The 26,929-nt window shown below is 57.0% G+C and carries 23 protein-coding genes; 4 read left to right on the plus strand and 19 right to left on the minus strand.

Features of this window, described 5'->3' with window-relative positions:
• Positions 1 to 76: 76 nt before the first annotated feature.
• Positions 77 to 2,893 carry a calcium-translocating P-type ATPase, SERCA-type gene (locus F1379_RS08830; protein WP_150268576.1) on the minus strand — a complete coding sequence of 939 codons (2,817 nt, stop codon included), beginning with the start codon at positions 2,891 to 2,893 and terminating at the stop codon, positions 77 to 79.
• 191 nt (positions 2,894 to 3,084) lie between these two features.
• Between F1379_RS08830 and F1379_RS08835 the strand changes: the two genes are divergently transcribed.
• On the plus strand, positions 3,085 to 4,971 hold the full coding sequence (locus tag F1379_RS08835) for an Rqc2 family fibronectin-binding protein (RefSeq protein ID WP_150268578.1): 1,887 nt from the start codon (positions 3,085 to 3,087) through the stop codon (positions 4,969 to 4,971).
• Positions 4,972 to 5,767: 796 nt separating this feature from the next.
• Here F1379_RS08835 and F1379_RS08840 read toward each other — a convergent pair.
• From F1379_RS08840 to F1379_RS08900, 12 genes are all read right to left on the minus strand, one after another.
• Complete coding sequence (locus tag F1379_RS08840; RefSeq protein WP_150268580.1) at positions 5,768 to 6,664, minus strand: PHP domain-containing protein; 897 nt, start codon at positions 6,662 to 6,664, stop codon at positions 5,768 to 5,770.
• Complete coding sequence (locus F1379_RS08845) at positions 6,642 to 7,256, minus strand: GNAT family N-acetyltransferase (RefSeq protein WP_150268582.1); 615 nt, start codon at positions 7,254 to 7,256, stop codon at positions 6,642 to 6,644. The genes F1379_RS08840 and F1379_RS08845 overlap by 23 nt, the downstream gene beginning before the upstream one ends.
• Positions 7,257 to 7,440: 184 nt before the next feature.
• Positions 7,441 to 8,340, minus strand: coding sequence for a LysR family transcriptional regulator (locus tag F1379_RS08850; RefSeq protein WP_150268584.1), 900 nt, complete (start codon positions 8,338 to 8,340; stop codon positions 7,441 to 7,443).
• Positions 8,341 to 8,441: 101 nt separating this feature from the next.
• The gene (locus tag F1379_RS08855) at positions 8,442 to 8,864 is read right to left on the minus strand and encodes a hypothetical protein (RefSeq protein WP_239004605.1); all 423 of its coding nucleotides are present in this window, start codon (positions 8,862 to 8,864) and stop codon (positions 8,442 to 8,444) included.
• A gap of 135 nt (positions 8,865 to 8,999) precedes the next feature.
• Positions 9,000 to 9,965: a GGDEF domain-containing protein gene (locus tag F1379_RS08860; protein ID WP_150268589.1), complete on the minus strand. Its 966-nt coding sequence runs from the start codon at positions 9,963 to 9,965 to the stop codon at positions 9,000 to 9,002.
• Entirely contained in the window at positions 9,946 to 10,851 is a 906-nt protein-coding gene (locus F1379_RS08865; RefSeq protein ID WP_239004606.1) for an EAL domain-containing protein, read from the minus strand. The genes F1379_RS08860 and F1379_RS08865 overlap by 20 nt, the downstream gene beginning before the upstream one ends.
• A gap of 236 nt (positions 10,852 to 11,087) precedes the next feature.
• Positions 11,088 to 11,351, minus strand: coding sequence for a YlbG family protein (locus F1379_RS08870; protein WP_150268591.1), 264 nt, complete (start codon positions 11,349 to 11,351; stop codon positions 11,088 to 11,090).
• A 42-nt stretch (positions 11,352 to 11,393) separates the two neighbouring features.
• Positions 11,394 to 11,834 carry a YlbF/YmcA family competence regulator gene (locus tag F1379_RS08875; protein WP_150268593.1) on the minus strand — a complete coding sequence of 147 codons (441 nt, stop codon included), beginning with the start codon at positions 11,832 to 11,834 and terminating at the stop codon, positions 11,394 to 11,396.
• A gap of 29 nt (positions 11,835 to 11,863) precedes the next feature.
• On the minus strand, positions 11,864 to 13,807 hold the full coding sequence (locus F1379_RS08880) for a helicase-associated domain-containing protein (protein ID WP_162551107.1): 1,944 nt from the start codon (positions 13,805 to 13,807) through the stop codon (positions 11,864 to 11,866).
• Between the two features lie 2 nt (positions 13,808 to 13,809).
• Positions 13,810 to 15,474 (minus strand): DNA repair helicase XPB, encoded by a 1,665-nt coding sequence (locus F1379_RS08890; protein WP_150268599.1) that lies wholly within the window; start codon positions 15,472 to 15,474, stop codon positions 13,810 to 13,812.
• Between the two features lie 111 nt (positions 15,475 to 15,585).
• Complete coding sequence (locus F1379_RS08895; RefSeq protein ID WP_203457066.1) at positions 15,586 to 16,014, minus strand: CBS domain-containing protein; 429 nt, start codon at positions 16,012 to 16,014, stop codon at positions 15,586 to 15,588.
• An 81-nt stretch (positions 16,015 to 16,095) separates the two neighbouring features.
• Positions 16,096 to 17,265, minus strand: coding sequence for an amidohydrolase (locus tag F1379_RS08900; protein WP_150268601.1), 1,170 nt, complete (start codon positions 17,263 to 17,265; stop codon positions 16,096 to 16,098).
• Positions 17,266 to 17,557: 292 nt separating this feature from the next.
• Between F1379_RS08900 and ftsW the strand changes: the two genes are divergently transcribed.
• A complete protein-coding gene (gene ftsW, locus F1379_RS08905) occupies positions 17,558 to 18,892 on the plus strand; it encodes a putative lipid II flippase FtsW (RefSeq protein ID WP_239004607.1) in 1,335 nt (444 codons plus the stop codon).
• Positions 18,893 to 19,004: 112 nt separating this feature from the next.
• On the opposite strand, the gene F1379_RS08910 is transcribed toward ftsW, so the two are convergent.
• Positions 19,005 to 19,373: an Asp23/Gls24 family envelope stress response protein gene (locus tag F1379_RS08910; RefSeq protein ID WP_150268603.1), complete on the minus strand. Its 369-nt coding sequence runs from the start codon at positions 19,371 to 19,373 to the stop codon at positions 19,005 to 19,007.
• A gap of 165 nt (positions 19,374 to 19,538) precedes the next feature.
• Here F1379_RS08910 and cax point away from each other — a divergent pair, with 165 nt between their 5' ends.
• Positions 19,539 to 20,615, plus strand: coding sequence for a calcium/proton exchanger (gene cax / locus F1379_RS08915; protein WP_150268605.1), 1,077 nt, complete (start codon positions 19,539 to 19,541; stop codon positions 20,613 to 20,615).
• Between the two features lie 97 nt (positions 20,616 to 20,712).
• On the opposite strand, the gene F1379_RS08920 is transcribed toward cax, so the two are convergent.
• The 5 genes from F1379_RS08920 to F1379_RS08940 form a co-directional block, all read right to left on the minus strand.
• Positions 20,713 to 21,015 (minus strand): Fpa/YlaN family protein, encoded by a 303-nt coding sequence (locus F1379_RS08920; protein WP_150268607.1) that lies wholly within the window; start codon positions 21,013 to 21,015, stop codon positions 20,713 to 20,715.
• Positions 21,016 to 21,248: 233 nt separating this feature from the next.
• On the minus strand, positions 21,249 to 21,494 hold the full coding sequence (locus F1379_RS08925; protein WP_150268610.1) for an HPr family phosphocarrier protein: 246 nt from the start codon (positions 21,492 to 21,494) through the stop codon (positions 21,249 to 21,251).
• A 101-nt stretch (positions 21,495 to 21,595) separates the two neighbouring features.
• Complete coding sequence (locus F1379_RS08930; RefSeq protein WP_150268612.1) at positions 21,596 to 22,711, minus strand: aminopeptidase; 1,116 nt, start codon at positions 22,709 to 22,711, stop codon at positions 21,596 to 21,598.
• Positions 22,712 to 22,807: 96 nt separating this feature from the next.
• Positions 22,808 to 23,683, minus strand: coding sequence for a hypothetical protein (locus F1379_RS08935; RefSeq protein ID WP_150268614.1), 876 nt, complete (start codon positions 23,681 to 23,683; stop codon positions 22,808 to 22,810).
• A 135-nt stretch (positions 23,684 to 23,818) separates the two neighbouring features.
• Positions 23,819 to 25,837 (minus strand): sensor domain-containing diguanylate cyclase, encoded by a 2,019-nt coding sequence (locus F1379_RS08940; protein ID WP_150268616.1) that lies wholly within the window; start codon positions 25,835 to 25,837, stop codon positions 23,819 to 23,821.
• A 389-nt stretch (positions 25,838 to 26,226) separates the two neighbouring features.
• Between F1379_RS08940 and rpsD the strand changes: the two genes are divergently transcribed.
• A complete protein-coding gene (rpsD, locus tag F1379_RS08945; RefSeq protein WP_150268618.1) occupies positions 26,227 to 26,826 on the plus strand; it encodes a 30S ribosomal protein S4 in 600 nt (199 codons plus the stop codon).
• Positions 26,827 to 26,929: the final 103 nt, after the last annotated feature.

Consider the following 26,929-nt stretch of genomic DNA (forward strand, 5'->3'; position numbering starts at 1 on the left):
GGCTCCATACCACTTTACCATGCAGCCGATGCCGTGAGACTAGCATACCCTAAGGAGAATCGATCCGCTATTGATTTTATGCCGAAAATTTTGTACTTTTTATCATCGGCGGACGTCCGGCGCGTGCGCGGTTCTTCCTGCCGCCCCACACGCTTCCTGCACCCATGAGGAAGGTCGGAATGCCGGCCATCACCAGAACGAGGCACCAGTCGCGTAAGCCCAGCGGCACCGTCTTGAAGATCGGCTGAAGCACCGGCAGGTACATGACAACGAGCATTAATACGACCGAGGACAGCACCGCCAGCACCAGGTATTTGTTCTGGAACGGATTGCGGTGAAATACCGAACGCGAGCTGCGGCAGTCAAAGACATGGATGAGCTGGGCCATTACCAGCGTAGCGAAGGCTACGGACTGCGCCTGGAGCAGCTGCTGCGGGTTGCCCGGAGCGACACGCAGCGTTATCCAGAAGGCAGCCAGGGTGCACAGGCCGATCAGCAGACCGCGGCTGATAATCTTCCAGCCGAGCCGGCGGGCGAAGATGTTCTCCTTGGCGCCGCGCGGCTTGTGCTCCATCAGATCCTTCTCGGGCTGATCCACGCCCAGGGCCATGGCCGGCAAGCCGTCCGTCACCAGATTGACCCACAGAATCTGGATCGGCACAAGCGGCAGCGGCAGCCCCAGCATCATGGCGAAGAACATGGTTAGTATCTCGCCGACATTGGAGGCCAGCAAATACCGGATAAATTTGCGGATATTCTCGTAGATGCTCCGGCCTTCTTCAATTGCCGCCACAATCGTCGAGAAGTTATCGTCTCCCAGCACAAGCGCCGAAGCCTCCTTGGTCACATCGGTGCCGGTAATACCCATGGCGATCCCGATGTCCGCCGCTTTGATCGCCGGAGCGTCATTGACGCCGTCGCCGGTCATTGCCACCACATGACCGTGGCGCTGCAGCGATTTGACGATCCGCAGCTTATGCTCGGGCGATACCCGGGCATATACGTGGATATTGTCGGACACTTTATCGAGCGCATCGTCATCCATCCGGCTGAGCTGGGTGCCGGTCAGCACGGAGCCGCCGCGCTGCAGAATGCCGAGCTGATGGGCAATCGCCTCGGCGGTTGTGCCGTGGTCTCCCGTAATCATCACCGTCTTGATGCCGGCCCGGCGGGTGACGCTGATGGCATCGCGGACCTCGCGCCGCGGCGGATCAATCATTCCGGTGAGCCCTACAAAGATCAGCTGGGATTCGGCTTCCTTCTCACTTTCAGCCGTTTCCCCGGAACGCAGCTCGCGGTAAGCCATGCCGAGCACGCGAAGGGCTCCGGAGGCCATGCCTTCATTGGCTTCAAGCACCTTCTGGCGCAGCGTCGGCGTGCATGGCACGACTCCGCCTTCCCAGAGCATATAAGCGCAATTATTCAGCAGCACATCCGGAGCGCCCTTGGTGCAGATCATTCGGCCGCCGGGATGGCCGACCAGCACGGACATCAGCTTGCGCTCGGAATCAAAGGGGAACTCCTTCTCGCGTGCGAAGGTTACCGCCAGCGATTGCGCACTGAGTCCCATTTTGGCTGCGAGGGCGACCAGCGCGCCTTCCGTAGGATCGCCCTTGAGCTCCCATACAGAAGCGGCGGCGGTTGTCTTGTCCGCTTCTGCTTTCTCCTTGCCCTTGCGCTTGCCCCGCGTCTCCCCGGGAAAGGTCTCCACAATCTCCGCATTGCTGCACAGCGCGCCCACCTGCAGCAGCCGCCGCAGACTCTGGTCCGCCTTCAAATCAACCGGCCTGTTCTTCTCCAATACCTGTCCGAACGGTGCATAGCCTTCACCGGTAACCTCCAGGCTGCGGCCGGCGGTCCACACCCTCGTCACCGTCATTTTATTCTGGGTCAGCGTTCCCGTCTTGTCGGAGCAGATGACGGAGGCGCAGCCAAGCGTTTCCACGGACGGCAGCTTCCGGACAATCGCCTTACGCTTGATCATCCGCTGCACGCCGAGCGCCAGGGCAATCGTCACAATGGCCGGCAGGCCTTCCGGGATGGCGGCTACCGCCAGACTGACGCCGGCGAGGAACATGGCTGGTGCGGGCTGGCCATGGAGAATGCCGGCCAGTACAACGACAATGGTCAAGCCGAGCGAGACATAGATCAGAATTTTGCCCAGCTGCTCCAGGCGGTGCTGCAGCGGTGTCTCCTGGGACTCTGTATTCTGGATAAGGTCAGCAATCTTGCCCATTTCCGTGTTCATACCCGTTCTTACAACCACGGCCTTGCCGGTGCCGCGTGTGACCATCGTGCCCATGAAGCCGATGTTCTTCTGGTCGCCCAGCGGAATCTCCTCCGCATGGATCGCGTCGGCATGCTTGGACACAGGCAGCGATTCCCCGGTCAGCGCCGATTCCTCGGCATAGAGCGAGCTGCACTCCAGCCAGCGGACATCCGCCGGTACCCGGTCCCCGCTCTCCAGCAGCACGATATCACCGGGAACCAGAAGCCGCGCCGGCACGGTCACCTGCTGCCCGCCGCGCAGCACCTTGGCGGTTGGTGCGGAGAGCTGCTTGAGCGCACGGAGCGAGCGCTCGGCGCGGAATTCCTGCACAAACCCCAGAATTCCGTTAAGCACAATAATGGCAACAATCGTGACCGCATCCAGATATTCACCCAGAAGTCCCGATACCAGTGTCGCACCCATCAAGACCAGAACCATGAAATCCTTGAACTGGTTCAGCAGCAAGGTCAGCGGCGAGACCGTCTTGCCTTCCGAAAGCTCGTTGGCGCCGCTTTCCTGGCGCCTGGCCTCGGTTTCCTCTTCGCTCAGGCCCGTTTCGGGACGAACGCTAAGCAGCCTCTGCAGTTCTTCCGCACCGAGCCGGTGCCAGCTTTTTTGTTCCATAATTACCCTTTCCCCTCCCGGTCGTTTCTTGACTTCCGGCGGCACATAGCTTTTCCACCCGTTCATGAGCCATTGTATTCATGGTCGTCCCAAATTATCACCGCAGGAAACGGGCTTCTCCTTTTGCGCAGGGTGTCAATCTATGGCATCATAGAGAAGAGTTATCACATTTATGCGACAGGAGAACTTATATGGCATTAGACGGCATTGTTACCAGAGCGATCGTGCATGAGCTTCAGCCGTTCATCGGCGCACGCATCGGCAAAATATATCAGCCAAACACCCACGACCTGATCTTTATTCTCCGTGGCTCCGGGGGAGGCGGCAAGCTGCTGCTCTCGGCCAATCCGACCTATCCGCGCCTGCATTTGACCGAAAGGAGCAGCATCAATCCGGCGGAAGCACCCATGTTCTGCATGCTGCTGCGCAAGCACTGTGAAGGCGGAATGATTGAATCGATTGCCCAGGTCGGAATGGAGCGCATTATTCATATCGATATCCGTACCCGGGATGAGCTGGGAGATGTCTCGGCCAAAAGAATAATCGTAGAGCTGATGGGTCGGCACAGCAACATTATTCTAACCGACCTGTCCACAGGCATCATTATTGACGGAATCCATCATGTAACGCCGTCGATCAGCAGCTACCGGATCGTCATGCCCGGTGTCGCCTACACCGAACCGCCGCAGCAGCACAAGCTGAACCCGCTCACCACCGGGAAAGCGGAATTTATCCGGCTGGCGCTTGACGCAGAGGAGTCCGCGAAGCAGAAAGACGCTGAAGAAGAGCTGCCAGCCGAGGAGATGATCGAAGGCGACATCGCCTTGCTCGCCGGCCTTGGAGCAGAGAAGCGCCCGGATGGCAGCGGCGGCCCCTCCCCCTTTGCCGATTTCAGCGGCTGGCTGGTGCATGCATTCAGCGGCGTCAGTCCGCTTGTAGCCGGCGAAGTCGCGCTTCGGCTGAATAGCGGGACGGCTGACAGCCCACTCGCCGCAGATGATTCCGGCGCTGCTCAGATGTGGGCAGCATTCGATGGCGTTATCTCTCCAGTACGGGAGAACAAATACTCCCCCGTCTGCGGTGCGAATGCCCGCGGCAAGCTTGTCTATTCGGCGATCCCGCTCACCTTCCCTGGAGAAGATCCCAAGCATTACAGTACGATCAGTGCTTGTATGGAGGACTTTTACGGCGACAAAGCCGAACGGGATACCGTCAAGCAGCGGGTAAGCGATCTGATCCGCTTCCTAACCAATGAACGGACCAAGAACATCAAGAAGCTGGACAATCTGCACAAGGATCTGGAGGAAGCCAAGGATGCGGACCACTACCGGATTTGCGGCGAGCTGCTGTTCGCTTCCCTTCACGCGGTCTCCAAGGGTGACAAGGAAATCCGGCTGGTGAATTATTACGATGAGGACCAGGCAGAGATCACTATCCCGCTTGACCCGCTGCTCAGCCCGTCGGACAACGCCCAGCGATATTTCAAGAAATACAACAAGTACAAGAACAGTCTTATCGTCATCAATGAACAGCTGCTCAAGACTCGTGAGGAGATTGTGTATCTGGAGACGCTGCTGCAGCAGCTTGCCGACGCCTCGCTGAATGACATCGAGGAGATTCGCGAAGAGCTGGTCAGCCAGGGCTACCTGCGCGACCGCAGCAAAAAGGGCAGCAAGAAGAAGAAAAAGAACGCCCGCCCTACCCTGCAGGTGTTCACCTCCTCTGAGGGCATCGACATTTATGTCGGGAAGAACAACCTGCAGAACGAATACTTGACCAACCGCCTGGCTGCGCCGGGCGACACCTGGCTGCACACCAAGGATATTCCCGGCTCCCATGTGGTCATCCGCAGCGAGAGCTTCGGTGAGGCCACCCTCGAAGAGGCGGCACAGCTGGCCGCCTATTTCAGCCAGGCCAAGCAATCCAGCAGCGTTCCGGTGGACAGCACGCTGATCCGCCACGTCCGCAAGCCGAGCGGTGCCAAGCCGGGCTTCGTGATCTATGATCATCAGAAGACCCTGTTCGTCACACCGGATGAGGAGCGGATCAAGAGCTTGCCGAGCGCTTTGAAGAGTTAGCGAACAAGGAGCGTTGGGACATTGATAGTTTTAAGGATCGTTGGTAGTTTGGTTGAGAAGGTTAAGACTAGAGAACTATCTAGTGTAGGATGCGGCGGGGCTGCGGGAATACGGGAGCTCGGTGCCTTCGGGGATACGGGGCTATGTACGTGATACGGTGCCACAGGCTTCGGGGACACGTGCTACGAGGGCATCCGGGCGCTACGGGCCACGAGGGCCACGGACCGCGGGCTACGAGGGCTTCGGGGCCACGGACCGCGGGCTTCGGGGCCACGGGCCGCGGGCTACGAGGGCTTCGGGGCGCTACGGGCCACGGGCCACGGGACCACGGGCCGCGGGGCGCCACAGGCTACCGACTCCGGGCTACGTGCTACGCTGGGCCACATGTGCTTCAAAACTTCCTGCCGCATGCCAGAACGCAGCAATTGATCGTATAGTTGCACTTCGTACAACTATTATTAACCAAAGCGACCCTTTTTTCAGTTTAGCTGCACTTTGTGCAACTAAACTCCGGGTACAATGCCGAAATGGACGAAATCGCTGATTATAGTTGCACAAACTGCAGCTATTTCCAACAAACTCATATTTCCAAAGGGTTTAATTGTACAAAATACAATTAAACCCTGTCAGCAAAGAACCTCCGATCCTCAGAAGCTAACGCTTCAGGATGCGGAGGTTCTTTGTGTTACTGTTTGTTTCTAATTGCCGGGCCCGATAGTAAAAGTACGAGTCGGTCCGGCAAAGCTTAATTAGTAAGTGTGTAACTCATTACGTGCCACTAGCGTCTTGCATTCATTTATTTCTCCCGCTGCCCGCCTGCGGCTTCCCGCAGCTGCCGCAGTACATCCGCCGGGACGCGGACGCTGCCGATATCGCCATGGAAGACTACGCCCTGGCGTACGCCGTGGTAATCCGAGCCGCCCGTAATCAGCAGGCCGAATTCTTCGGCCATGGCGGCATATCTGGCAGCATCCTCGGGACTGTGGTCCGAGTGGTAGGCCTCAATGCCGCCCGGCTGTGCAGCGGCGATGATGCTCCGCACCAGTTCGTCATCCCCGTAGATCCCGGGATGGGCCAGCACCGGCACGCCGCCGGCTTCCCTGATCCATTCGCAGGCCGTCTCCGGGGCAATCCGCGGCGGCGACACATAGGCCGCCGCCCCTTCCGCGAGGTACTTGTCGAAGGCGTCGCGCATATTGTCGGCGGCGCCCAGCCGGACCAGCTCATCGGCGATATGGGGACGCCCGACGCTCTCGTCCGGCTTCAGCTCACGGCCCAGATTTGCCACGATCTGCTCCAGCGTAATGCCAATGCCCAGTTCGCGCAGCTTGGTCAGAATAGCTTCATTGCGCTGGGTGCGCGTGTCCCGCTGAGCTGCAAGGCGCGACAGAAACAGCTCTTGCTCCGTGTCGATGTAATAGCCCAGCACATGGATCTCCTTGCCGCCGGACCGGGTGCTGATCTCCACACCCGGCACCACCGCAATGCCGTATTGCCGTCCGGCCGCTACAGCTTCCGCAACGCCGCTGACCGTATCATGGTCAGTGATGGCCACAGCGTCCAGCCCTTTCTCATGGGCCAGCCGCACATTCTCCGCCGGAGGCTGTTTGCCGTCCGATGCAACTGTATGCGTATGTAAGTCACACCCGCCACTTTGTGCCGCAGCGGTCTTATCCAACTTGTCCTGCTGCATTGACTCCACTCCAATCCTTAATATACCTGAGGCTGCTGTCATCCCATTCCTCACGGAGGATGCCCATCTTGATCGCATCGTAATATTCACCGCGTACGATCCGCGCCTTGCGGACCCGCGCTTCTTCCGCCATGCCGCATTTGGCCGCCAGCCTCATCATACGGATATTGCCCGACCAGGTGCCGATCCCCAGACGAACGGTGTCTACCGCCCGGAACAAGTACTCCATCCACATGCCAAAGGCTTCGGTGCCGTAGCCACCGGACCAATAACGTGAATCGTAGATGGCGATGCCGATTTCGAACCAATTGGTCGCCTTATCGATCCAATAGCGGCCCACAGTCCCTTTCAACTCACCGTCGATTTCAATGATTAGCCGGTTGCGGGGCGTATCTGTCCCGACTAACGGTAACTGTGTCCGGTAACGTTCGGCAAACTCTTCATACGTTTCTTCTTCAAGCGGTTCATAAGGCCCGTCCCATTGCAGAAATTCCCGGTCTTCCGCTTCGTAGCAATGATGATACATCTGCCGGATATCTTCCTCCGTCATATCCCTGAGTACAACCCGCTCACTGCGCAGCATAATAGAAATGATAACTCCCCCAATCTCCCGTTGATTAACGACATCTCTTTACATAGCATCGCTTCGCATAGCATCTCTCTTTACAGTCCCTTTCAAACTCGCCGTCGATTTCAATGATTAGCCGGTTGCGGGGCGTATCTGTCCCGACTTACAGCATCTCGCCTACTACCTGCATACTCGCCGCCCGCCCAAATCACCGTTCGTTCGCATGCTGGCGCAAATAAGTCAGGAAGGTTACCGCCGAGATCGGCAGCAGCGTCGACTTCAGATGAATGGCGTAGAACTGCCGCTTGAAGGACGCATCGGTGAGATCAACGATCTTCAAGAGACCCAGCGCCGCTTCATGCTTTACAGAGGAGGCCGAGATGATGGTCAGACCCAGACCCGCTTCAACCGCCGACTTTACGGCGCCTGTACTGCCCAGCTCCATCACCACCTGCATCGCCCCCGGGTCCTGTCCCTTGACCAGCAGCTCCTCCTCCATCACCCGGCGGGTTCCCGAGCCCTGCTCACGCAGCACAAACGGATACTGCAGCGCCTCCCCGAGCGTGACTTCCGTTCGTTCCGCCAGCGGATGATCCCCGGGAACGATCAGCTTCAGCTCATCGCCCATCACCGGCTCCACTTCCATATCCGGATGGGTTACAGGCGCCTCGATCAGCCCGAAATTGAGCTGGTGCTTGAGAATCTCCTCCATGATCTGCGTCGTATTCATGACCTTCATCATGATGGAGATGTGCGGATATTCCTTGCCGAACGGCCCAAGCAGCCGCGGCAGCACGTATTCTCCGATGGTCAGACTTGCCCCGAGCAGCAGCCGTCCCTCCAGCATATGAGTAAAGGCCGACATCGCCTGATCCGTTTCCCGCATCAGCTGGATGCTGCGCAGCGCGAACGGGAGCAGGGTGCGGCCTGCTTCGGAGAGCATGATTTTTTTGCTGGAACGGTCGAACAGCTTGGTGCCGAAATAATCCTCCAGCGACTGCACCTGCATTGTCACCGCAGGCTGAGTCATATGCAGCGTCTGTGCCGCCGCCGAGAAGCTGCCCCGTTCCGACACAGTATAAAAAATATGGAGCTGATGAAAATTCATGCTTCGTTAACCCCTTCATAATAACCTGGTATGCCAAAAAAATATGCCAAAAAAGGACATGCAGCGATAAAGCCGCATGTCTGCTTATAGTGCTGCCGGAGCTATTTGCGCCTGCGGCGCTTCCTGCCCGGCTTCTTCCGGCTGGGCTGCACCGTCCGTGCATAAAATCCCTTCAATTCCCGCAGCTGGGGCAACACGGAGATCCGTCCAAGAAAGGAGACGACGACCATGACATCAAGCGGCCTTCCAGAGAGGCTTGTCACTCCTTCCAGCCGGTTGAACTCCGCGATCATAACGATATCCTCGTCGATCAGATACGCGTTATACTCCGGAGCCTGGTATGACTTGATCCGGCGCTGCTTCAGGCGCTGCCATATCCATGCGTCCAGCTCCCCGGCTGCTTCGCCCTCCTGCAGAATCCGGTCCGCGTACCGGCCCCGCGCGTGAGGGGTGATAGAGATATCAGCGACACAGTGTTCGTTCAGCATGATATGAAAAGGCTCATACGTCCTTTCCAATTCCATCCCCTTGAAGGACATCCTCATCACACTCCACACAAAAAGGGTCTTGCCATGCTCTTATTGTTGTTCATCTTACCTTATCTGCACGGCTTGTTCAAGCATGTTCCCTTCCCGGTCTTCACCATGTTCGCCTCAGGCTCAGCTTGCAGACCCTATTAGGATGCCGGCATCGTCCACACAGCTGCTGCCCGGAATCCCCTTACATTTCTTCTTGAGCCGAGCCGACTCCCCCGACAGAGCCTCAATCGAATCAAAGCGCTGCCAGCGGTTCGTCACCACAGCGATGGAAATGGAGACGAGCGGAATTTCCTCCACAGTTCCCGAACGGCCTTCGGTCAGTACATAGCGCCTGGAGAGGTGTCCGGTATGATAGAAATCGAGCATCGATTTTTCAAACTGGCGGATAATGTCCCTGCAGCACTCTTCGTAACGGTAATGATTCAGACATATGATGAAGTCATCCCCGCCGATATGACCGAGAAAGCCATCCAGCCGCAGCGCGCTGTGCTTCAGAATTTCCGCTGTCGCCTGGATCATCCGGTCGCCCTCCTTGAAGCCATATGTATCGTTATACGCTTTGAAGTGGTCCAGATCGATATACAGCACACTAAACTGCTCCTGCAGCAGCGACTTGACCAGCCGTTCGTTGATGCTCAGATTGCCCGGCAGTCCCGTCAGAGGGTTGAGGAAGCTTGCAGCCAGCGCCTGTATTTCGGCAAAATTAAGCAGCAAATCCCGCACGCTGACGGCCCCGTACAGCTTGTCATCATGGGTGACCAGCACGTAATCGTACAGATGCTCATCGCTGCGGTTCATCGCGAGCTTGCTGACTTCGGTAATCGGCGTCCGGTAATCGACCAGCAGCGGGCTGTCGTCCATGACCAGCTCCACCGCTCTGCCCATGTATAGAGTATACCCGTAAAGCGTGCCGATCTGCTGATAAAAGCGGATACGCATAATCAGCGCCACCGGCCGGCCATTTTCTGTCACGGCCACTCCATGCAGCTGCGGGTTCTTTTTAAAAATCCGGTCGACAACCTCGCATTTTTGATCGAGCGAAATTTCCGGAATCTGTTCGGCGATCTCACCGATCTGAAGAAACATGTCTCAAGCCCCCTTGTCGCAAAAATGGGGAAGCCTCGGCGGGAAGCGCGCCTGTAACCGGCCGGTGTGCAGGCCTGCCGAGTGCATATCCCTGTCCGTAATCTATACCGCTCTGCCGCAGATAGTGGAGCTCCTGCTCCGTTTCGATCCCCTCGGCAATTACCCGCGTCCCTGACCGTTCGGCGTATTCTCTGACCAGCCCCAGCAGCTCCTGCTGTTCCCGGCTGTCATGGATCGCTCGGATCAGCGACTTATCCAGCTTGATGAACTCCGGCTTGAGATAGACGAGCGTCTTCAGGCTGTTGTAGCCTGAACCCGCGTCATCGACGGCAATCCGGAAGCCCTGTTTGCGGTAATGCGACAGCACCTTCTCAAAGCCGATGTAATCCTGCACCGCCTGGCGCTCTGTCAGCTCGAACACGATGCGCTCCGGAGACAACCCGAGTTCTCCTAGAAGACCCAGCGTTTCACCGCTTTTGTGGCGGGCGTCGCCCAGCACACCGGGATGTACATTAATGAAGACCAGCCCGTCCGCCGGTGTCTCTGTGCGTGAGCTGCGTTCGACATAGCGGGAGAGCGACATCCGCCGGCAAAACAGCTCAAAGCGGAACATCTGCTCCGTACACCCCGCGAACTCGTAGAAATGCTCCGTGGAAGGAAAATGCGCCGAGCTTGGCGGCCGGTTCAGAACCTCATGCCCGAGCGTGTGTCCACCCCCGAGCTGCACAATCGGCTGAAAGAACGTATCGAGCCGCTTGTTATGCATAATATCCAGAAAGGCGGACAGCCTCCCCAGTTCCTTAATTTCATGTTTGATCCTTCCGCTCAGGTGCTGCATAACCTCTATGCACACTGACATCCCTTTGGTAGCTGTATCTGGCTTCATTCCATCACCCGCATGTTTTCTCGTGAATTTTGTCACTATTCTTCAAGTATACGGCGTGAATATTAAGCAGCGGTAAAATACAAACCAGTATTTCCCGCGAATCGGCAAATTTCTGCAAGATATCAGCATCCGGGTGCACAGTTATGCTGGGGCAGAGTTCACCTGAGCCGCCGGCAGCGCAGAAAAAAGCAGGCGCCTCACGGCGCCTGCCCGGTACAAGCAATATCTTCTGCGGTTTACAACCCGTAGTAACGGGTCTTGTCCTGCCCGTTGTTCGAATATTCCGTCTTCAGTTCATTGCGGAAAGATCTTTCGATCTTGCGAACATAGGAGAGCCTGCGGACATTCTTCATAATCTCCTCGGCACGATCCGAATTCACGTACATCACCGCGTAATGCATTTTCCGGGAAACATAATGCAGCGTCCCGTATTTCTCCAGGTTGCGCGCCGCCTTGACGTCGCTGACCCAGACAATATATCCTGTCCGTTCCGCAAACATAAGCTCATCCGCCTTTCGTTCTTCACCCTTTACCCGCTTACCTTAACCGCAGGAGCAAGCGCCTCCGCTGCCGCAGCCGCCGCCCTTCGGGTTCGGGTCATTGCTGGGAACCTTGATGCTGTCCGAGACCGCATAGGCAATCGTCTCCGACATTGAATGCAGCATGTTGTCCAGCGCGAGTTCCGCCTGCTTGAAGCGGGCGACCTCCTCGAATTGCTCCAGCTCCTTCTCCACCGCCGCCACTTCGTCCTTGGCGGCATGGTAGTTCGGATGGAAGTGGCCGAACCGCTGCGTTTCCTCGAAGAGCTCCTTCTTGGATTGCAGCCGCTTGATCATGCCCTGAATGTCCGGATTGCCGTTGACCCGGCTCTTCCAGTATAAGTAATCCGCTACCTCGGCGGACTGGTTAATCATATCGCCTAATTCATAGGCGTATGTCAGCACTTCGGCCATATCGACCGTACTCATTTCCGCTACGCTCATGAACTTCACTCTTTTCTTGTACAGATATTCTACCGTGAACCAGTAGACTTTCTTATCATACCATAATCGCCCACTACAGCAGAAGAGGAATTTCTGCGCGCTGCGGGCAACAGCAGCTTCATCTCCCGCCAATCCCCTGCGGCGAGCATCGCTTCCTCCGGTGCCGTACCCGGGCGCAGCAGTGTGCCCGATACTCTCCAGGGAATCCCGTGGCTGCGTTCGGGAATGAATTCACAGGCTTCGCCTTGTACAGCGACCTGCACTTTATACCCGCGCTCCAGCGCATGCTCCATCATTTGCATGGCCGTGGAAGCGTGATAGTGGCGCCACTCCTTCAGCCACATCTGCGGGACCCCTTCCCCGCCGGCCGCTTCCTCCGGCCCGGCGGGCGGGATCAGCGGCAGCTCCGTGAACGCTGCCGTCCCGGGGCCGCTCTCCTTCGCCGTTCCGTGCGAAGGCAGCGCAGCGCTGCCGCCCGGCGCGGTCTCCGGGCCGCCGAGAAACAGCGCTTGCAGCGCAGGCCCCGCTGCTTCCCGCCCGGCGAACGCGCGGGGCGGAGCCATGCCGGCGGCGGCCAGCTCCTTGCGCAGCGGCTCCACGTCCGCCGCCGGCACCGCAAAGTGCAGCGGGCCGAGCCGCGCAAGCCGCAGCCGGGGATGGGCGGCGATCAGCTCCGCCTCCTCCAGGCTGCGGCAGGTCAGGAGAATCGCCTCCGACAAGGCGGTCCGGCCGATTCCCCGGGCCCAGAGCCGCAGCGCCTGCTCCGCCTGCTCCGGCAGCCCGCCCATGGCATGCTCCGCAAGCCAGGCGATAACCTGCCCGGGCTCCAGGCCATGCTCCGCCGCCTGCTCCAGCCGCTGCCTGGACAGGCGGAAGCTCCAGAACGCCTCGGTGTCCTGCAGCTCCGCACAGGCGAATAGCGTCCAGCGGACACTATAGGGCACCTCCGGCGGCACCAGCACCTCCAAATCCGGCTGGACGATGAATTGCGCCGCAGTAGCCGGATCAGCCGCGTGCCCGCCTGCGGACAGCCCCTCCGCTTCGTCGTCCCGCTCGCCGGACGGATGGCCGGCCGTGAGGCGCGGCTTGTCCTTCGTCCAGCGGAAGAGCGGCTCCCCCCCGGCCGCGCTGGCCAGCTCCATCCAGCCGCAGCCGGCCAGCGCCTTGAGCCAGGACCCGCTTGCTTCGAGCAGCTCCTGGATGGTCTGACCGGCTGTCAGCCCGGCCTGTTCCAGTACCGCCAGGGTATCCGGCAGCGAGAACCACGCTCCCGGCAGAAGGTCGCTGCCGGTAATCCAATAGCGGAAATGCAGCAAGGCCGGCTCCTGAGTGCCGCTGCGGGCAAGGATCATTTGATACAGCCTATCGTTCATTTCAGGCTCGGTAAGCTGAAGCCAGGCAGCCAGCGCCGCCGGTACTAAGGTAATGGCCCCGCTCTCTTTGACCGCCAAGCCCAGCGCCAACAGCAGATCCAGCAGCACGGCTGCGGCCGGCGGCAGATTAACCATACCCCCGGAGGGTGGCAGCATGGCCTTCAGCCGCTCGCCCTCCCCGCTCAGCGAGGCGGTGAGGCGGCCGGCGGCGGCTTTGTGAATCGCGCCTTTGGCGGTAAGCGCAACTCCGCCATCAGCCATGAAAGCCAGCATGCGGAACACCTCTGCGGCCAGCGGCGGGCCGCTGCTCACCCCCGATCCAGCTTCGGCCCGGCTGGTAGGAGGCCCGAGCGCTGTCACTGCCTGCAGAATCGCCGGAATCCGCTGTTCAGGAATCCGGTACAGCCGTTCGCCCCACAGCTTCTGCCGCAGCTCCAGCCACTCTTCCCGGCGCAGCTCCAGCAGCGCCAGCTCCAGCTCCGCCCGGCACATCGCCTTCGGGCGGTGCTTCTCCTCCTGCCCCGCCGGAAACGGTATAGCCGAATAAGCGGCGAATAACCGCTTCAATATTTCCTGTGCTCCGTCGCTTAACCGGTACATGCTTACTCCCCTTCCCTTGCCGCTTGACTTCGCCGAACTGCGTATTCGTATCCCTGCTCGGTGAGAAACAGCCGGCGGCGGAGCGCGAATTCCTGCTCCCGGCTGTCCTCCGAGACAAGCGTATAGAAGTAGGCCTTATTGTCGCCGGGCTTCGGACGCAGAATGCGGCCCAGCCGCTGCGCTTCCTCCTGCCTTGAGCCGTAGGCTCCGGATACTTCGATTGCCACCGCGGCATCCGGCAGATTGACGGCGAAATTCGCCACCTTGGATACCACCAGCACGCGCAGCCCCCCTTCATTGAATGCCTCATACAACTCCGAGCGCTGGCGCTGCGGTGTTTTTCCGGTAATCAGCGGGGCCTGCAGTTCCTCCGCCAAGTGCTCCAGCTGGTCGAGATATTGTCCGATAACCAGAACCGGTGTGGCAGGATGGGCCTCGACGATTCTTTTTGCCGCCTCCGCCTTACCCGGATTGCCCGCTGCCAGGCGGAACTGCTCCCTGCTGCCTGCATAGGCATACTCGCTTCTGAGCCGCATATCCATCGGCACCGTCAGCTCAATGCATTCGACGGATGCAATGAAGCCCTCCTGCTCCAGCTGTTTCCAGGGCAGCTCATAGCTCTTGGGACCGATCAGCGAGAAGACATCGTCTTCTCTGCCGTCCTCCCTGACAAGCGTGGCGGTCAGCCCAAGGCGCCGGGTAGCCTGGATTTCTGCAGTGGCCCGGAACACCGGGGCAGGCAGCAGATGCACCTCGTCATAAATAATCAGGCCCCAATTCCGTTCGTTGAAGAGACTCATATGAAGAAACGGGGCGTCCTTGCCGGATCGGTGTGTCAGCATCTGATAGGTAGCCACAGTCACCGGGCGCACCTCTCTCTTCTCCCCGGTATATTCACCGATAAGATCTTCCGAAAGGCTGGTGCGGCTCAGGAGCTCTTCGCGCCACTGCTCAACGGAAGTCGCGTTGGAGGTGAGAATAAGGGTTTCGCACTGCAGCCGTTCCACAGCTGCGATGCCCACTACAGTCTTGCCTGCGCCGCAGGGCAGTACGATAACGCCGCTGCCGCCGCCCTTCTCGAAGGCCCGGGCTGCTTCAAGCTGGTATTCGCGCAGACGGAAATCTGCTCCGCTCCACTTCACAGACAAGGTCTGTCCTGCCCGGTAGCCTGCCCGGTCAAGCACAGGATAGCCCAGCCGGGTCAGCTCCTGCTTAAGCAGGCCGCGGCCCGCTGCAGGCAGCAGCCACTCCCCGGGACCGCTGGTCCGCAGACCCATTCCGGCCAGGACCGGATTCTCCTCAAGCTGCGGCATGAGGTTATTCTGCAGTGCACGAAGCACCATCAACCGGTTGTCCTCAGGGCAGGTGCATAGCTCAAGGCTCCCGTAACGGGACATAATTTCGGTAATTTCCTCGTTCAGTCCGGCCGGAACACCCCAGCGCGACAGCCTGCCGAGACTGCAGCAAATCTCGGCGGCCGTATGGCCGGCAGCTGCGGCATTCCATAGGGACAACGGTGAAATGCGGTACGTGTGATAGACGGACGGGCTCTTCAGCAGCTCGGCATAGCCGGCGAGCTCCCTTCTGGCCTCCGCAAACCCGGGATGGGCGCACTCCAGCAGAATGGTGCGGTCCCGGCGCAGAATGCAAGCACCTTGTCCTTCCATAGCAACCCCTCCAGTCAGTCTGCAATATGATTAAACAGCCCTGATACGCAGGAAGAAGCCCACCTCCGGCCTGTAGCCGGACATGAGCTTCCCCGTATGAAACCATTAAATTCAATGCAGCTGCCGCGAAATATCGCTCAGCGCTTCCCCGGCCTCATCCGCAAATACATTTCGCACCGCCAGATCACCGAGCGAGATGATTCCAAGCAGCTTCTGCCCTTCGCATACCGGCAGACGGCGCACCTGGTGCTCCGCCATAATCTCGGCAGCCTCATCTACGGTGGCCGCTGGAGAGACGGAGAGGATATCCTTGCTCATTACCGTTTCAACTGCGGTCGAGCCGGAATGCTTCTCTGCATAGCCTCTGATGACCAGATCGCGGTCGGTAATGACCCCAAGCAGGGTCTGTCCGTCAGCGGAATCGACCACCGGGATAAAACCGGTGTCATGCTCCTTCATCTTGACCGCCACTTCATAAATATTATCGAGCAGCGTAACCGTTGCCGGCCGCGCGGTCATGACTTCCTTCACTGTCTTCAAGCAAGGAACCCTCCTGTTTCTAAGCGTGGATGCTTCATCAGCAGTAGGATTTCCCCGCATTGCCAAATCTATACGGCCATGTTATTCATTCATGTAAGAATCCGCCATGGCAATCAGCAGGCGTGCGCCATGCAGCATCGCCGCTTCGTCGAAATCAAATTTGCTGTGGTGGTGGGGATAGACGGCGTTCTTGTCCGGATTGCCGGCGCCTACGAAGATGAAGCAGCCGGGGATCTCCCGGACATAATAGGCGAAATCCTCCGCCGGCATCAGCTTCTCGATCAGACTCACCTGGACACCTTCGCCAAGCACCTGCGGCGCTACGCGGAAGAACCGGTTAAACTCCGCTTCATGGTTCACCAGCGGCGGATAACCCATCATATAGTCCAGGTGATACTCCGCGCCATAGGCCGCCGCTACAGCAGCCGTCAGCTCCTCGATTCTCTTGCGGATCAAGAAGCGTGTCTCTTCATCGAAGGCACGGACTGTACCCGTGATGCGGGTACGCTCTGCCACCACATTCTGGGCAGTGCCGCTCTGGAATGTCCCGACGCTGACCACAGCCGGCCGCAGCGGGTCTACCGAGCGGCTGACGATGGTCTGCAGCTGCATCACCAGCGCCGCTCCGGCCACGATGCTGTCCACCGCTTTATGCGGCATGCCGCCGTGTCCGCCTTTGCCGATGATGTCGATGAAGAATTCATCGGCTGAAGCCATCAGCGGTCCCGGTGCACTGCCGACCGTGCCCACAGGCATCGGTGTCCACAGATGCAGTCCATACACGGCGTCGGCGCCTTCCAGCACACCTTCTGCAATCAGCCCCTGGGCTCCGCCGGGGCATATTTCCTCCGCAGGCTGGAACAGGAACCGCAGCTCGCCCGCGATGCTCCCGCGTCGTGAACTGTAATATGCGGCCGCCGCCAGCAGCATCGAAGTATGCCCGTCATGTCCGCAGGCATGCATGACGCCCTCCTTCTGCGAAGCATATTCCGCCCCGCTCTCTTCCTGAATGGCCAGTGCGTCCATATCGGCCCGGAGGACCACCGTCTTTCCGGGCTTGTCTCCCTTCAGAATCCCCACTAATCCATAGCCGGAGGCGCTCCGCTTGACTTCGATGCCGAATTCGGCAAGCCTGGCGGCAACATAGGCCGAGGTCTCCTTTTCCTGATAGGATAATTCAGGATGTGCATGCAGGTGGCGCCGCCACTTGACCATCTCCGGGTACAACCGCTCTAACGTCAATAACTCCATATCCAATCGCCCTTTCTGCATAACCCGCTCCGGCCCAATTCCGGACCCCGCCTTCCTGGTGTCACCGGATTTCAGCCGCAATAGGCTATATTTCTTCTATTGTAGCAGAAACGCTATAAAGTAGGGAATCATAGGTCCCGATTACCTTGCACTGCCTCTCTAAACATACTATCATGAAGTAGAATGGTATTCTTTCCGGTTTATGAATCTATGATTATACTCAATTAAGGAGACCGATCGCTATGATATTTATGAATATACATACTTCCCGAGTGAAAGCGCTGCTGGCGACATGATGGCCTTGAAGGGAAATACCAGGACGAATACCAAGACGAATGCCAGAAGCAGCGGCAAAGCCGGCGCCGAGAAGAAATCCAGTTCATCTGCCAAACCCAGGGCAAGTCTTCCCGCCAGGGGCACGCCGGATTTTCAGCTGCTCATTCTGACGCTGCTGCTGGTCGGCTTCGGGCTGGTGATGGTCTTCAGCTCCAGCTCCAGCCTGACGCTGGCCAGCAATAAATTCGGCAATGATCCGTTATATTTCATTAAGCGCCAAGTGGTATGGGTAGTCTTGGGGACGTTCGTCATGTTCACTGTGATGAATATTCATTTCAGCAAGTTCAAGAAATGGTATGCCCCGTTGTTCATTCTTACCCTTATTCTGCTGCTGCTCGTTGCTTTTACCGAACGGATTAATGGCGCCAAGAGCTGGCTGAGCATCGGCAGCCTTGGCATTCAGCCGACCGAGCTGGCCAAGCTCTCGATCATTCTCTATCTGGCGGCGCTCATCACCAAGAAGGGCGAACGCTTCCGCGATTTGCGCACCGGCTATATCCCGGTGATGGTGATCGTCGGCATCGTCGCCGGGCTGATTATGATGCAGCCGGATTTGGGCTCCTGTCTGATTCTGGTGGCTACAAGCGGGCTGGTGATCTATGCCGGCGGAGCCAGCATGAAGCACATTCTCGGCTCCATCGCCCTGCTGATTCTGGGCGTAGGCATCGTTATGGGCGCCAAGATGGGCATCGACGCATTATCCCCTGCGCCCAGTACGTCCGCTATATCGGACAGCTACAAATTAGACCGTATCACTGCCTTTCTCGACCCGCTGGCGGACGAGTCGGACAGCGGCTTCAATATCGTCCAGTCGCTGATCGCCTTCGGCGAGGGCGGCACCAGCGGCATCGGCTTCGGGCAAAGCGTTCAGAAGCTGCATTATCTGCGCTATCCGTATACCGACTTTATCTTCGCCATCGTCGGTGAGGAGCTGGGCTTTATCGGCACCTCGATTTTCCTGCTGCTGTATCTGTACTTTATCTGGCGGGGGATCCTGATTGCCCTGCGCTGTACCGATCCGTTCGGCACGCTGGTCGGAGTCGGTATAATGGGCCTGATCGCTATACAAGCCTTCGTCAACATCGGCGGCGTCACCAAGACGATTCCGCTGACCGGGGTTACGCTGCCATTCATCAGCTATGGCGGCTCTTCGCTTCTGGTCAGTATGCTGTGCATGGGTATCATGCTGAGCATCTCCCGGGAGAGCACCCGCCCCGCCAAAGAGGAAGTGACCAAATCCGTCACCACCGTCCGCGAAATCCGGAACGCCCGGACCGCCGGCGGCAGATAAGGCTCCACCCATGCAAGAAGGCAGTCCGGATAATCCGGACTGCCTTCTTGCATTTCTATTCTCTTCCGCAAGCCGGAAGAGTCACAGGCGCGGCTGGCCGTGCCCTTTCTCGTTACGCGATTTCGTCGTTCTTGAAGGCTACGCCTTCGACCTTGACGTTGACTTCCACAATGCGCAGCCCCGTCATGCTCTCGACAGCCTCGCGTACGTTCTGCTGCAGCATACGGCATACTTCGTGAATCGGAGTCTCATAGAGTACGATAATCCGCAGATCCACAGCCGCTTCCAGCTGTCCCACTTCTACGGTAACGCCTTTCTGTACATTCTTGCCGCTGAGGCGTTTGGCCCAGCCTTCGGACAATCCGCCTGACATGGCTGCAATCCCCGGCGTCTCCAGAGCGGCCATACCGGCAATCTTCGAAACGACGTCATTCGATATCCGTATATTACCCATTTCCAGTTGTTGAAGTTGTTCTGCCATGCCATATCCCCCCTACACTCATTATCAATTATTGTAATTCGAAAGCGGGTTAAAAAGCAAATACATCCATCGCTTTGTCAAACTCGTTTACACTAAGGATTGATTTGGGTATAGTGAATTATGGATTTAACAACTTACATATAATGAGACTGGAGGGTGTCGGATTTGAAAAAATGGATTTCACCTGCGCTGATGATCATTACGTTTCTCCTCAGCGCCATCGGACACTACGCGGACTGGGATCACACGCTTCAGTTTGTCGTCTCCGCGGTTGCCGTCATTTTCGTCGCCGGCTTTCTCGGACGGGCGACCGAAAGCGTGGCCCATTACGCCGGACAACGGCTCGGCGGCTTCCTGAACGCCACCTTCGGCAACGCCGCAGAACTGATTATCGCCTTCTTCCTGGTGAAGGAGGGCCTGTTCGACATGGTCAAGGCGAGCCTCACCGGCTCGATCATCGGCAACCTGCTGCTCGTGCTCGGGCTCAGCATCTTCGCCGGGGGGCTGAAGTTCAAGACGCAGAACTTCAATGTAACCTTGGCCGGAATGAACGGCTCGCTGATGATTGTGGCCGTCATCGCCCTGTTCGTGCCGGCCATGTTCTTCAACACCCACTCCATTACGGACAGCGATACCAAGACGCTGAGCCTGGTGGTCGCCGGTGTGCTGATCGTCTCGTACATCGCGTGGCTGATCTTCTCGATGATTACCCACAAGAAGTTCCTGGCCGATGTGACCGAAGACGGTCAAGAAGAGCTGCCCAATGAGCATCCGCCCGTCTGGTCCAAGCGCAAGTCGATTCTCTATCTGGTACTGGCTACAGTCATGGTCGCCTTCGTCAGCGAATGGCTGGTCGGCACGCTGGAGACCCTTACTGAGCGCTTTGGATTCAGCGAGCTGTTCGTCGGCGCGTTCCTGGTGGCGATTATCGGCAATGCTGCTGAACACAGCGCCGCTATCATGCTGGCGATGAAGAACAAGATCGGCGCCGCTGTGGAAATCGCGGTCGGCAGCAGTCTGCAGATTGCGCTGTTTGTAGCGCCCGTACTCGTATTTTCAAGCTTTTTCCTAAACAGCAACAACACGATGGACATTGTCTTCACGATCATTGAAATAGTCGCCATCGCCGTCTCGGTGTTTATCGCCAAGTCTATCACGCAGGACGGCTCTACCAACTGGTATGAAGGCCTGCTCCTGCTCGCCGTATATGTGATCCTCGGCGTGTCGTTCTTCCTGGTATAGACAAGGCATCAGGATAAACAAACCAAAAACGCACATGTGACTCCAGCCGGTCTGCCGGGAGTTCATGTGCGTTTTGTATGATCGGAGTATGACAGGCCTATACCCCGCGTTCTTCCGCCTTCTGGTTCAATGCCTCATACAGCACAGCCAAATTGCGTTCCAGCTCGCTCAGAAGCAGCTTGCCCGTAAGCTCCGGCACAAGTCCGGCTCTGACCGCGAAATCCACTTCCTTGGAGAAGCCGTACATTTGGGTATCGAGCACTTCCTCATAGAGAGGACAGTAACGCGTAGCCAAATTCTCCATCTGCACTTCAATGAGCTTCTGAATTTTATTGGCATCTTCTTGTAGAAGAGTGATTGCTTTGAGATTCAGCTGTTCCTGCAAATCTGATGAAGTCATGCATATTCCCCCCCATGTCCAAAAGTTACTGCTGCGGTTTGCCATTTCTTTAATATTAGTCGAAATCGGGGTCCAATACAAGAATTGTGTTTGGAACAGCCTCTCCTTGGAAGGAACAGCGATGCTGTCCGGGATAAAGCAGGATTTATAGCGTACCATCTATACACTCTTATGAGTTACAGCAAAGACGCCCTGCCGCAGGGCAGGACGTCTTCTGGCCATTCAATTATTCTTTACTCAGCAACCACTGTAAAATTCAGATTGTGCTTGGCGAACACTTCGCTCATGGCTTTCTTGGCTTCTTCCGCATCAGATCCGTGAACATGCAGTTCATAGCTTTGGCTGGAAACCAGCGTAGTGAACAAGCCGAGGATACTCTTAACATCAATGTACTTGTTGTCCGCTTGAAGAACGATGGACGAATTGAATTTGCTTGCCGTCTGGGCAATTTCCACGATTGCCGCATTGTTACTGGACATAAGAATCCCTCCGCAACTTGATATGGAACAAGGTCTTGTAATCAATACCATGATACATTGAATCCGCTTACTCGCGCAAGGTATTTTCTTGTTATTACAGGTTATTTCAGATTTTCCGGGTTCAGACCTTCCAGTTCGGGAAGGACAAAGATTCCGTCTTTACGGATCAGCACATCGTCGAAATAGATCTCTCCGCCGCCGTATTCCGGACGCTGAATCAGCACGAGATCCCAGTGGATAGAGGAGCGGTTGCCGTTGTCCGTCACCTCGTACGCTTGACCCGGGGTGAAGTGCAGGCTGCCGGCGATTTTCTCGTCGAACAGAATATCCTTCATCGGATGCAGAATGTAAGGATTAAAGCCGATGGCAAACTCACCGATATAACGCGCTCCTTCGTCGGAGTTCAAAATCTCGTTCAGGCGGGCGCTGTCGTTGCTGGACGCCTCAATAATTTTACCCTTTTCGAAGGTGAATTTAACATTCTCGAAGGTAATGCCGTTGTACACCGTAGCCGCATTGTAGCTAATGGTGCCATTGACGGAATCACGTACCGGCGCACTGTACACTTCACCATCGGGAATATTGCGCTGGCCGGAGCATTTCTCCGCGCCGATTCCTTTAATCGAGAAGCTGAGATCAGTACCCGGACCGGCCAGCCGGACCTTGTCGGTGCGGCGCATCAGATCGGCCAGTGCATCCTGCGCTTTGTCCATTTTGGCGTAATCCAGATTGCACACTTCGAAATAGAAGTCTTCAAAAGCTTCCGTGGTCGTATTGGCCAGCTGTGCCATGCTGGCATTCGGGTAGCGCAGCACGACCCATTTCGTATGCTTTACGCGCTGCTCGCTATGTACCGCATGTGAATAGATGGAGTTATACAGCTTCATATTCTCTTCCGGCACGTCGGCCAGGTCATTGATATTCTCGCCGGCCCGGATACCGATGTAACCGTCCATCTGTTTCATGCGGCTCAGGTCGATATCGGCCCAGATTTGCAGGCTCTCTTTAGTGGCATATTTCAGCATGCTGCGCAGAACGGTGCGGTCTGTCAGCTGTACGAACGCATTGCCTCCCGCTTTGCCGACCTCTTCCACTACGGCCTTAAGCAAATCTCGTTCGGTGCCGATCATTTCCACCAGCACGTTCTCGCCGGGCTGTACATTGACGGAGTATCCGACAAGATTCTCCGCCAGCTTCTGAATTCTGGGATCCTTCATTGCTTTCTCGCTTCCTTCCTCATGCTATAAAAATGACATTCCGTTCTATTGTAGCACGACGTCAAGCAAGCGCAAGCTTTCCGCCGCAGGCCGGGCTTACCGGTATCCGTAAAACTCCACCTCTGAGACATATACTTCTTCGGCTCCCTGCCCTATTGAAGCGGGCAAGCTGACCTTACGAGTCCAGGACAGCTTCTTGGGCCGGTTACGTTTGGAGTCCACCTGCAGAGAATAGACCGATGTAATCTCCGCCTGTGCCAGCTTATCGCGCAGCTCCTGCTCTTTCTGCTCCCAGAATGCTGTCAGCTCCGCCTGCTCCTCACCGCTTAAGGCCGCGCCACCGCTGATCGAGGCTTCCGGACGCACCGCCTGCATATCGCGTTCCAGCGCGGAGGCCAGCTGCGATTTGGCCGCCTCCGGAGTAAGCTCGATCCGCAGCAGCCGGGTCCCCCGGGCCGCGCGTCCTTCCTCGGTTACGGTCTGCTTGTCGAGCTTCTCCAGCTCCTCCAGCTGGCGCAGCGGATTGAGCCCCGGCAGCGGGTTCAATTCCCCCGTAGCGGATTCGCCCAGCTGAGTCCAGCCGCCGGATGTTCTGGCCAGTCGCGCAGCATACGCTCCGGCCGTTTGCGAGGTCCGGAGCCTCTTCTGCTCATCAACGGCCGCCGCTGTCTGCCCTTCCTTATCCGGAAGCAACGTATATAAGCTTACCTTATTATGATCTTCAACGCTGCCGCCGTAGGTTAAGGCCGACTCCTTAAGCAGCTTGCCGTCCAAGAGAAGTGCAGCTGCCCCTTCGAAGGACACGCCGTCGCTGCCGTCCATGCCGGCCAGCACCAGGCTCAGCGCTTCCGCTGCCGGCTTCTGCGAGCCTTCCGAGGTGCAGCCTGCACATAGCAGGCAGCAGGCATTCAGCAGGAGGAATGCCTTTCGGGCGTGCAATAAAGTCCGCTTAGTCTTTATTCTTATTTTCATCGTATTCAAGCCCTTCCCGAGCAATATGGTCGCATAGCTTTCTTTAGGTTATCCGTATACCCGTTGCCGTATCCAGAGGAGTCTTCATTAAGGTTGTGTTCACCTGCTTTGGGGCAACAAAAAAAGAGTCCCGGGCTAAGCCCGGGGACTCTTGGACAATCCTTCCGTCATTTTGCTGTCGATGACCACCTGGTTACGCCCGTTGTTCTTCGCACCGTAAAGCGCCATGTCGGCCCGGTAGAACAGCGACTCCACACTTACGCGTTCGTCGATCCAGCTCCACTCCGCCACGCCGCAGGACACCGTAACCCTGGGCTCTGTCTCACCCATGACCCGCTTGCGGATCCGTTCGGCGACATTGACCGCCTGCTGTACGCCGAGCTGCGGCAGATAAACCGCCAGCTCTTCGCCGCCCCACCGGGCGGCAATATCGCCCTGGCGGATGGAGGACTTGATAATTTCACTGACCTGCTTGAGAATTTTGTCGCCTCTTTGATGGCCGTATGTATCGTTAACCGTCTTGAACTGGTCAATATCGACCACAATCAATGAGCCGCAGAAATCCGCGGTCATCCGTTCCTTAATTTCCTCGTCCAGATAGTGGCGGGCATACAGTCCCGTCAGGCTGTCCCTGTTCGCCAGATAGCGCACTTCGGCATGCAGGCGGGCATTGCCTACCGCCAGGCCGATATGCCCCGCCATCGCCTGCAGCAGCCTGAAGCTGTCATAGGTGAAGAAATGCGGTTCCTGGTGAGCCAGCATAATCGTTCCCCGCACCACGCCCCCCACATTCAGCGGAACGGCAATCAACGACTGGGATCGGGTGGCTTCCATCAGCCGTGATTTCGCACCGGGCATTCCGGCGAAATCCGAGAGTATAATCGCCTCTCCCGTAGTATAGATCTTGCCGCTGATGCCTTCGGTGCTGTTGATAATTTCGCCGACAAGCGGAAGGTGGTTGCAGGCGATCACCTCCAGGCCGCCCTTCTCTTCATTCATATGAAGGATGCAGCAGTAATCGGCGCCGAACATCTCCAGCAGCTCTTCAAAGGCGTACTGGAAGATATCGCCGAGCCGCAGGCTCTGGTTAAGCCGCTGCGTCAATTCGTTGCTCATCCGCAGCTCGCGGATCAGCTGATTGGAGCGTTCAAAGAGCTTGGCGTTCTCAAAAGCGGTTCCCGCTGTATCGGCTACCATGGACAGGAAGCGTAAATCCACTTCAGGGAAGGCGGGCTTGTCCAGTACCATATGAAAGACTCCGTACACGCCCTGCTTGCCGCCAAGCGGCAGACCGATCTCGACAACCTCACTATCCTCGCGCCCGGCATTCAGCGTTACCTGCCCGTCCTTGAACGCTTTCGCACAGACATCCTCACTCCCCAGGCGGAGCTGGAGCGGTTTGACCTGCGGATGCGTACTGCGGTGATCCTGGGACATGAACAGCTCCAGCACCGCATCCGGATACATGGCTGAAAGACTGTCGATGACCTCGGCCAGTACGGCGTTAACATCAATATTGTCATGCATGCGCTGCACAATCTGAAAGAGTAGTGAGCGGCGGTTGCTCTCACGCTCTGCATGCTGGTGGATCCGGGCCAAATCGGCTACGAACAGATGCTCAAAGTTACGGTAGAAGCAGACCGGAAAGTGTTTGGCCATCGCCTCCGCCGTATGCCATCCGCCCTGTTCGTATTGCACAGCAGGCATCGCACAGCAGAGCAATGCAAAGATTTCCCCAGCCTTGCGGGTACGCAGGGGAAACGTCATCAGATACAACTGCTGGCCATTCACCCGCTCCTGCGCGGCGTAAATTTCGCCTGAGTCCAGGCTGATGGCCGCATATTCCTGCCATTTACTCTGCACATACGGTTCCTTGTGTTCCCCGGCATGTCCGGCTTGAGGGGAAGGCCCGATCCATTTGAGCTCATGACTCAGCACACACCAATCCCAATGCTTCGCATATTGCGGGGCAGACTCAGCGCGCCATTCACTGAAACTTTCTGCAATAAGCTCGGCGGCGTAAGGAAAGTCGTGGGAGACGATATCCGTTTCCTTTAACCAAGCGGCGGGATCATAATGTTCTCCGCTTGATCTCACGGCACCCTGCAACAGCGCACGAAAATATTCTTGATCACGCGCTTCCTGATCTGACATAAAGAGGATCCCCTTTGCATCCGTATTAAAGATTCCGACTGTATCCAATTAGCTACATTTTACTCCCTTTCCCCATACATTGCATTATATTTTCCGCAAAAGCACGATTTTTTTTAGGACCAAAGTACTAACGACAAGGATTGACAAAAATCTATCTAAAGAGTTGCTTGACTTTAGCATTCATTTTCATATAATATTTATTGTTGAACAAGACTGTAACAAGTCTTTATTGGGCGTAACGTTGTGTCACCCTCACGCTTCTCGTTACTGCCAGGGCAGCGGCTGAACTCCCCTGACGGTGTGAAACCACAGAATGCTTTCACGGATACGATTAGCGGCGCAAATAGAGCCCTCAAATGAAATTTCAATTTAAAGGAGTCTACTATAACATGGCACGTTACACCGGACCTAAATTTAAACTCAGCCGCCGTCTGGGCATTTCCCTTAGCGGTACAGGCAAAGACTTGAAACGCCCTTTCCCTCCGGGACAGCATGGCGCTAACCAACGCCGCAAGGTAAGCAACTACGGTATGCAGTTGCTTGAGAAGCAGAAGCTGCGCCATATGTACGGTTTGGGCGAGAAGCAATTCCGCACACTGTTCTCCAAAGCACAGAAGCTGCAAGGTATTGCGGGCGAGAACTTCATGTTCCTGCTTGAAAGCCGTCTGGACAACCTCGTGTATCGTCTGGGCTTCGCCAACTCCCGCGCCGGCGCGCGTCAGCTGGTATCCCATGGACACGTAACTGTTAACGGCAAGAAAGTCGATATCGCTTCTTACCGTGTAAGTGTAGGCGATGTTATCGGCCTGCGCGAAAGAAGCCGTTCGATGAAATCCATCAAGGAAGCTCTGGAAGGCCGCACTCATCTGCCGGCTTACCTGGAATATGCTGACGCTGCTTTCGAAGGCAAATACATCCGTTTGCCAGAGCGCGCTGAGCTCTCCCAGGACATCGACGAGAAGCAAATCGTCGAATTCTACAACCGTTAAGATTTGCCTTACCGGCGAACTGAAAGCCCCCGGATTTATCCGGGGGCTTTTTGCTGTCCGGGCCCTTTTCCAGCGCAGCTGCAGCATGATTGCCGATAAGTCC

The sequence above is a fragment of the Paenibacillus tepidiphilus genome (genome assembly GCF_008635795.1).
In the GTDB taxonomy this organism is placed as follows: Bacteria; Bacillota; Bacilli; order Paenibacillales; family Paenibacillaceae; genus Paenibacillus_AQ; species Paenibacillus_AQ tepidiphilus.

Excerpts from the sequence above, each read along its gene's own strand:
- F1379_RS08870 (WP_150268591.1), bottom strand. The coding sequence starts at position 11,351 with ATGTTTGCGGAACGGACAGGATATATTGTCTGGGTCAGCGACGTCAAG.
- F1379_RS08925 (WP_150268610.1), bottom strand. The coding sequence starts at position 21,494 with ATGTCCAGTAACAATGCGGCAATCGTGGAAATTGCCCAGACGGCAAGC.
- F1379_RS08875 (WP_150268593.1), bottom strand. The coding sequence starts at position 11,834 with ATGAGCGTAGCGGAAATGAGTACGGTCGATATGGCCGAAGTGCTGACA.
- F1379_RS08920 (WP_150268607.1), bottom strand. The coding sequence starts at position 21,015 with ATGACTTCATCAGATTTGCAGGAACAGCTGAATCTCAAAGCAATCACT.
- F1379_RS08910 (WP_150268603.1), bottom strand. The coding sequence starts at position 19,373 with ATGGCAGAACAACTTCAACAACTGGAAATGGGTAATATACGGATATCG.
- F1379_RS08865 (WP_239004606.1), bottom strand. The coding sequence starts at position 10,851 with ATGAAGCCAGATACAGCTACCAAAGGGATGTCAGTGTGCATAGAGGTT.
- rpsD (WP_150268618.1), top strand. The coding sequence starts at position 26,227 with ATGGCACGTTACACCGGACCTAAATTTAAACTCAGCCGCCGTCTGGGC.
- ftsW (WP_239004607.1), top strand. The coding sequence starts at position 17,558 with ATGATGGCCTTGAAGGGAAATACCAGGACGAATACCAAGACGAATGCC.
- F1379_RS08855 (WP_239004605.1), bottom strand. The coding sequence starts at position 8,864 with ATGGAATTGGAAAGGACGTATGAGCCTTTTCATATCATGCTGAACGAA.
- F1379_RS08940 (WP_150268616.1), bottom strand. The coding sequence starts at position 25,837 with ATGTCAGATCAGGAAGCGCGTGATCAAGAATATTTTCGTGCGCTGTTG.
- F1379_RS08890 (WP_150268599.1), bottom strand. The coding sequence starts at position 15,474 with ATGGAAGGACAAGGTGCTTGCATTCTGCGCCGGGACCGCACCATTCTG.
- F1379_RS08900 (WP_150268601.1), bottom strand. The coding sequence starts at position 17,265 with ATGGAGTTATTGACGTTAGAGCGGTTGTACCCGGAGATGGTCAAGTGG.
- F1379_RS08830 (WP_150268576.1), bottom strand. The coding sequence starts at position 2,893 with ATGGAACAAAAAAGCTGGCACCGGCTCGGTGCGGAAGAACTGCAGAGG.
- F1379_RS08850 (WP_150268584.1), bottom strand. The coding sequence starts at position 8,340 with ATGAATTTTCATCAGCTCCATATTTTTTATACTGTGTCGGAACGGGGC.
- F1379_RS08840 (WP_150268580.1), bottom strand. The coding sequence starts at position 6,664 with ATGCAGCAGGACAAGTTGGATAAGACCGCTGCGGCACAAAGTGGCGGG.
- F1379_RS08935 (WP_150268614.1), bottom strand. The coding sequence starts at position 23,683 with ATGAAAATAAGAATAAAGACTAAGCGGACTTTATTGCACGCCCGAAAG.
- F1379_RS08880 (WP_162551107.1), bottom strand. The coding sequence starts at position 13,807 with ATGTACCGGTTAAGCGACGGAGCACAGGAAATATTGAAGCGGTTATTC.
- F1379_RS08835 (WP_150268578.1), top strand. The coding sequence starts at position 3,085 with ATGGCATTAGACGGCATTGTTACCAGAGCGATCGTGCATGAGCTTCAG.
- F1379_RS08930 (WP_150268612.1), bottom strand. The coding sequence starts at position 22,711 with ATGAAGGATCCCAGAATTCAGAAGCTGGCGGAGAATCTTGTCGGATAC.
- F1379_RS08860 (WP_150268589.1), bottom strand. The coding sequence starts at position 9,965 with ATGTTTCTTCAGATCGGTGAGATCGCCGAACAGATTCCGGAAATTTCG.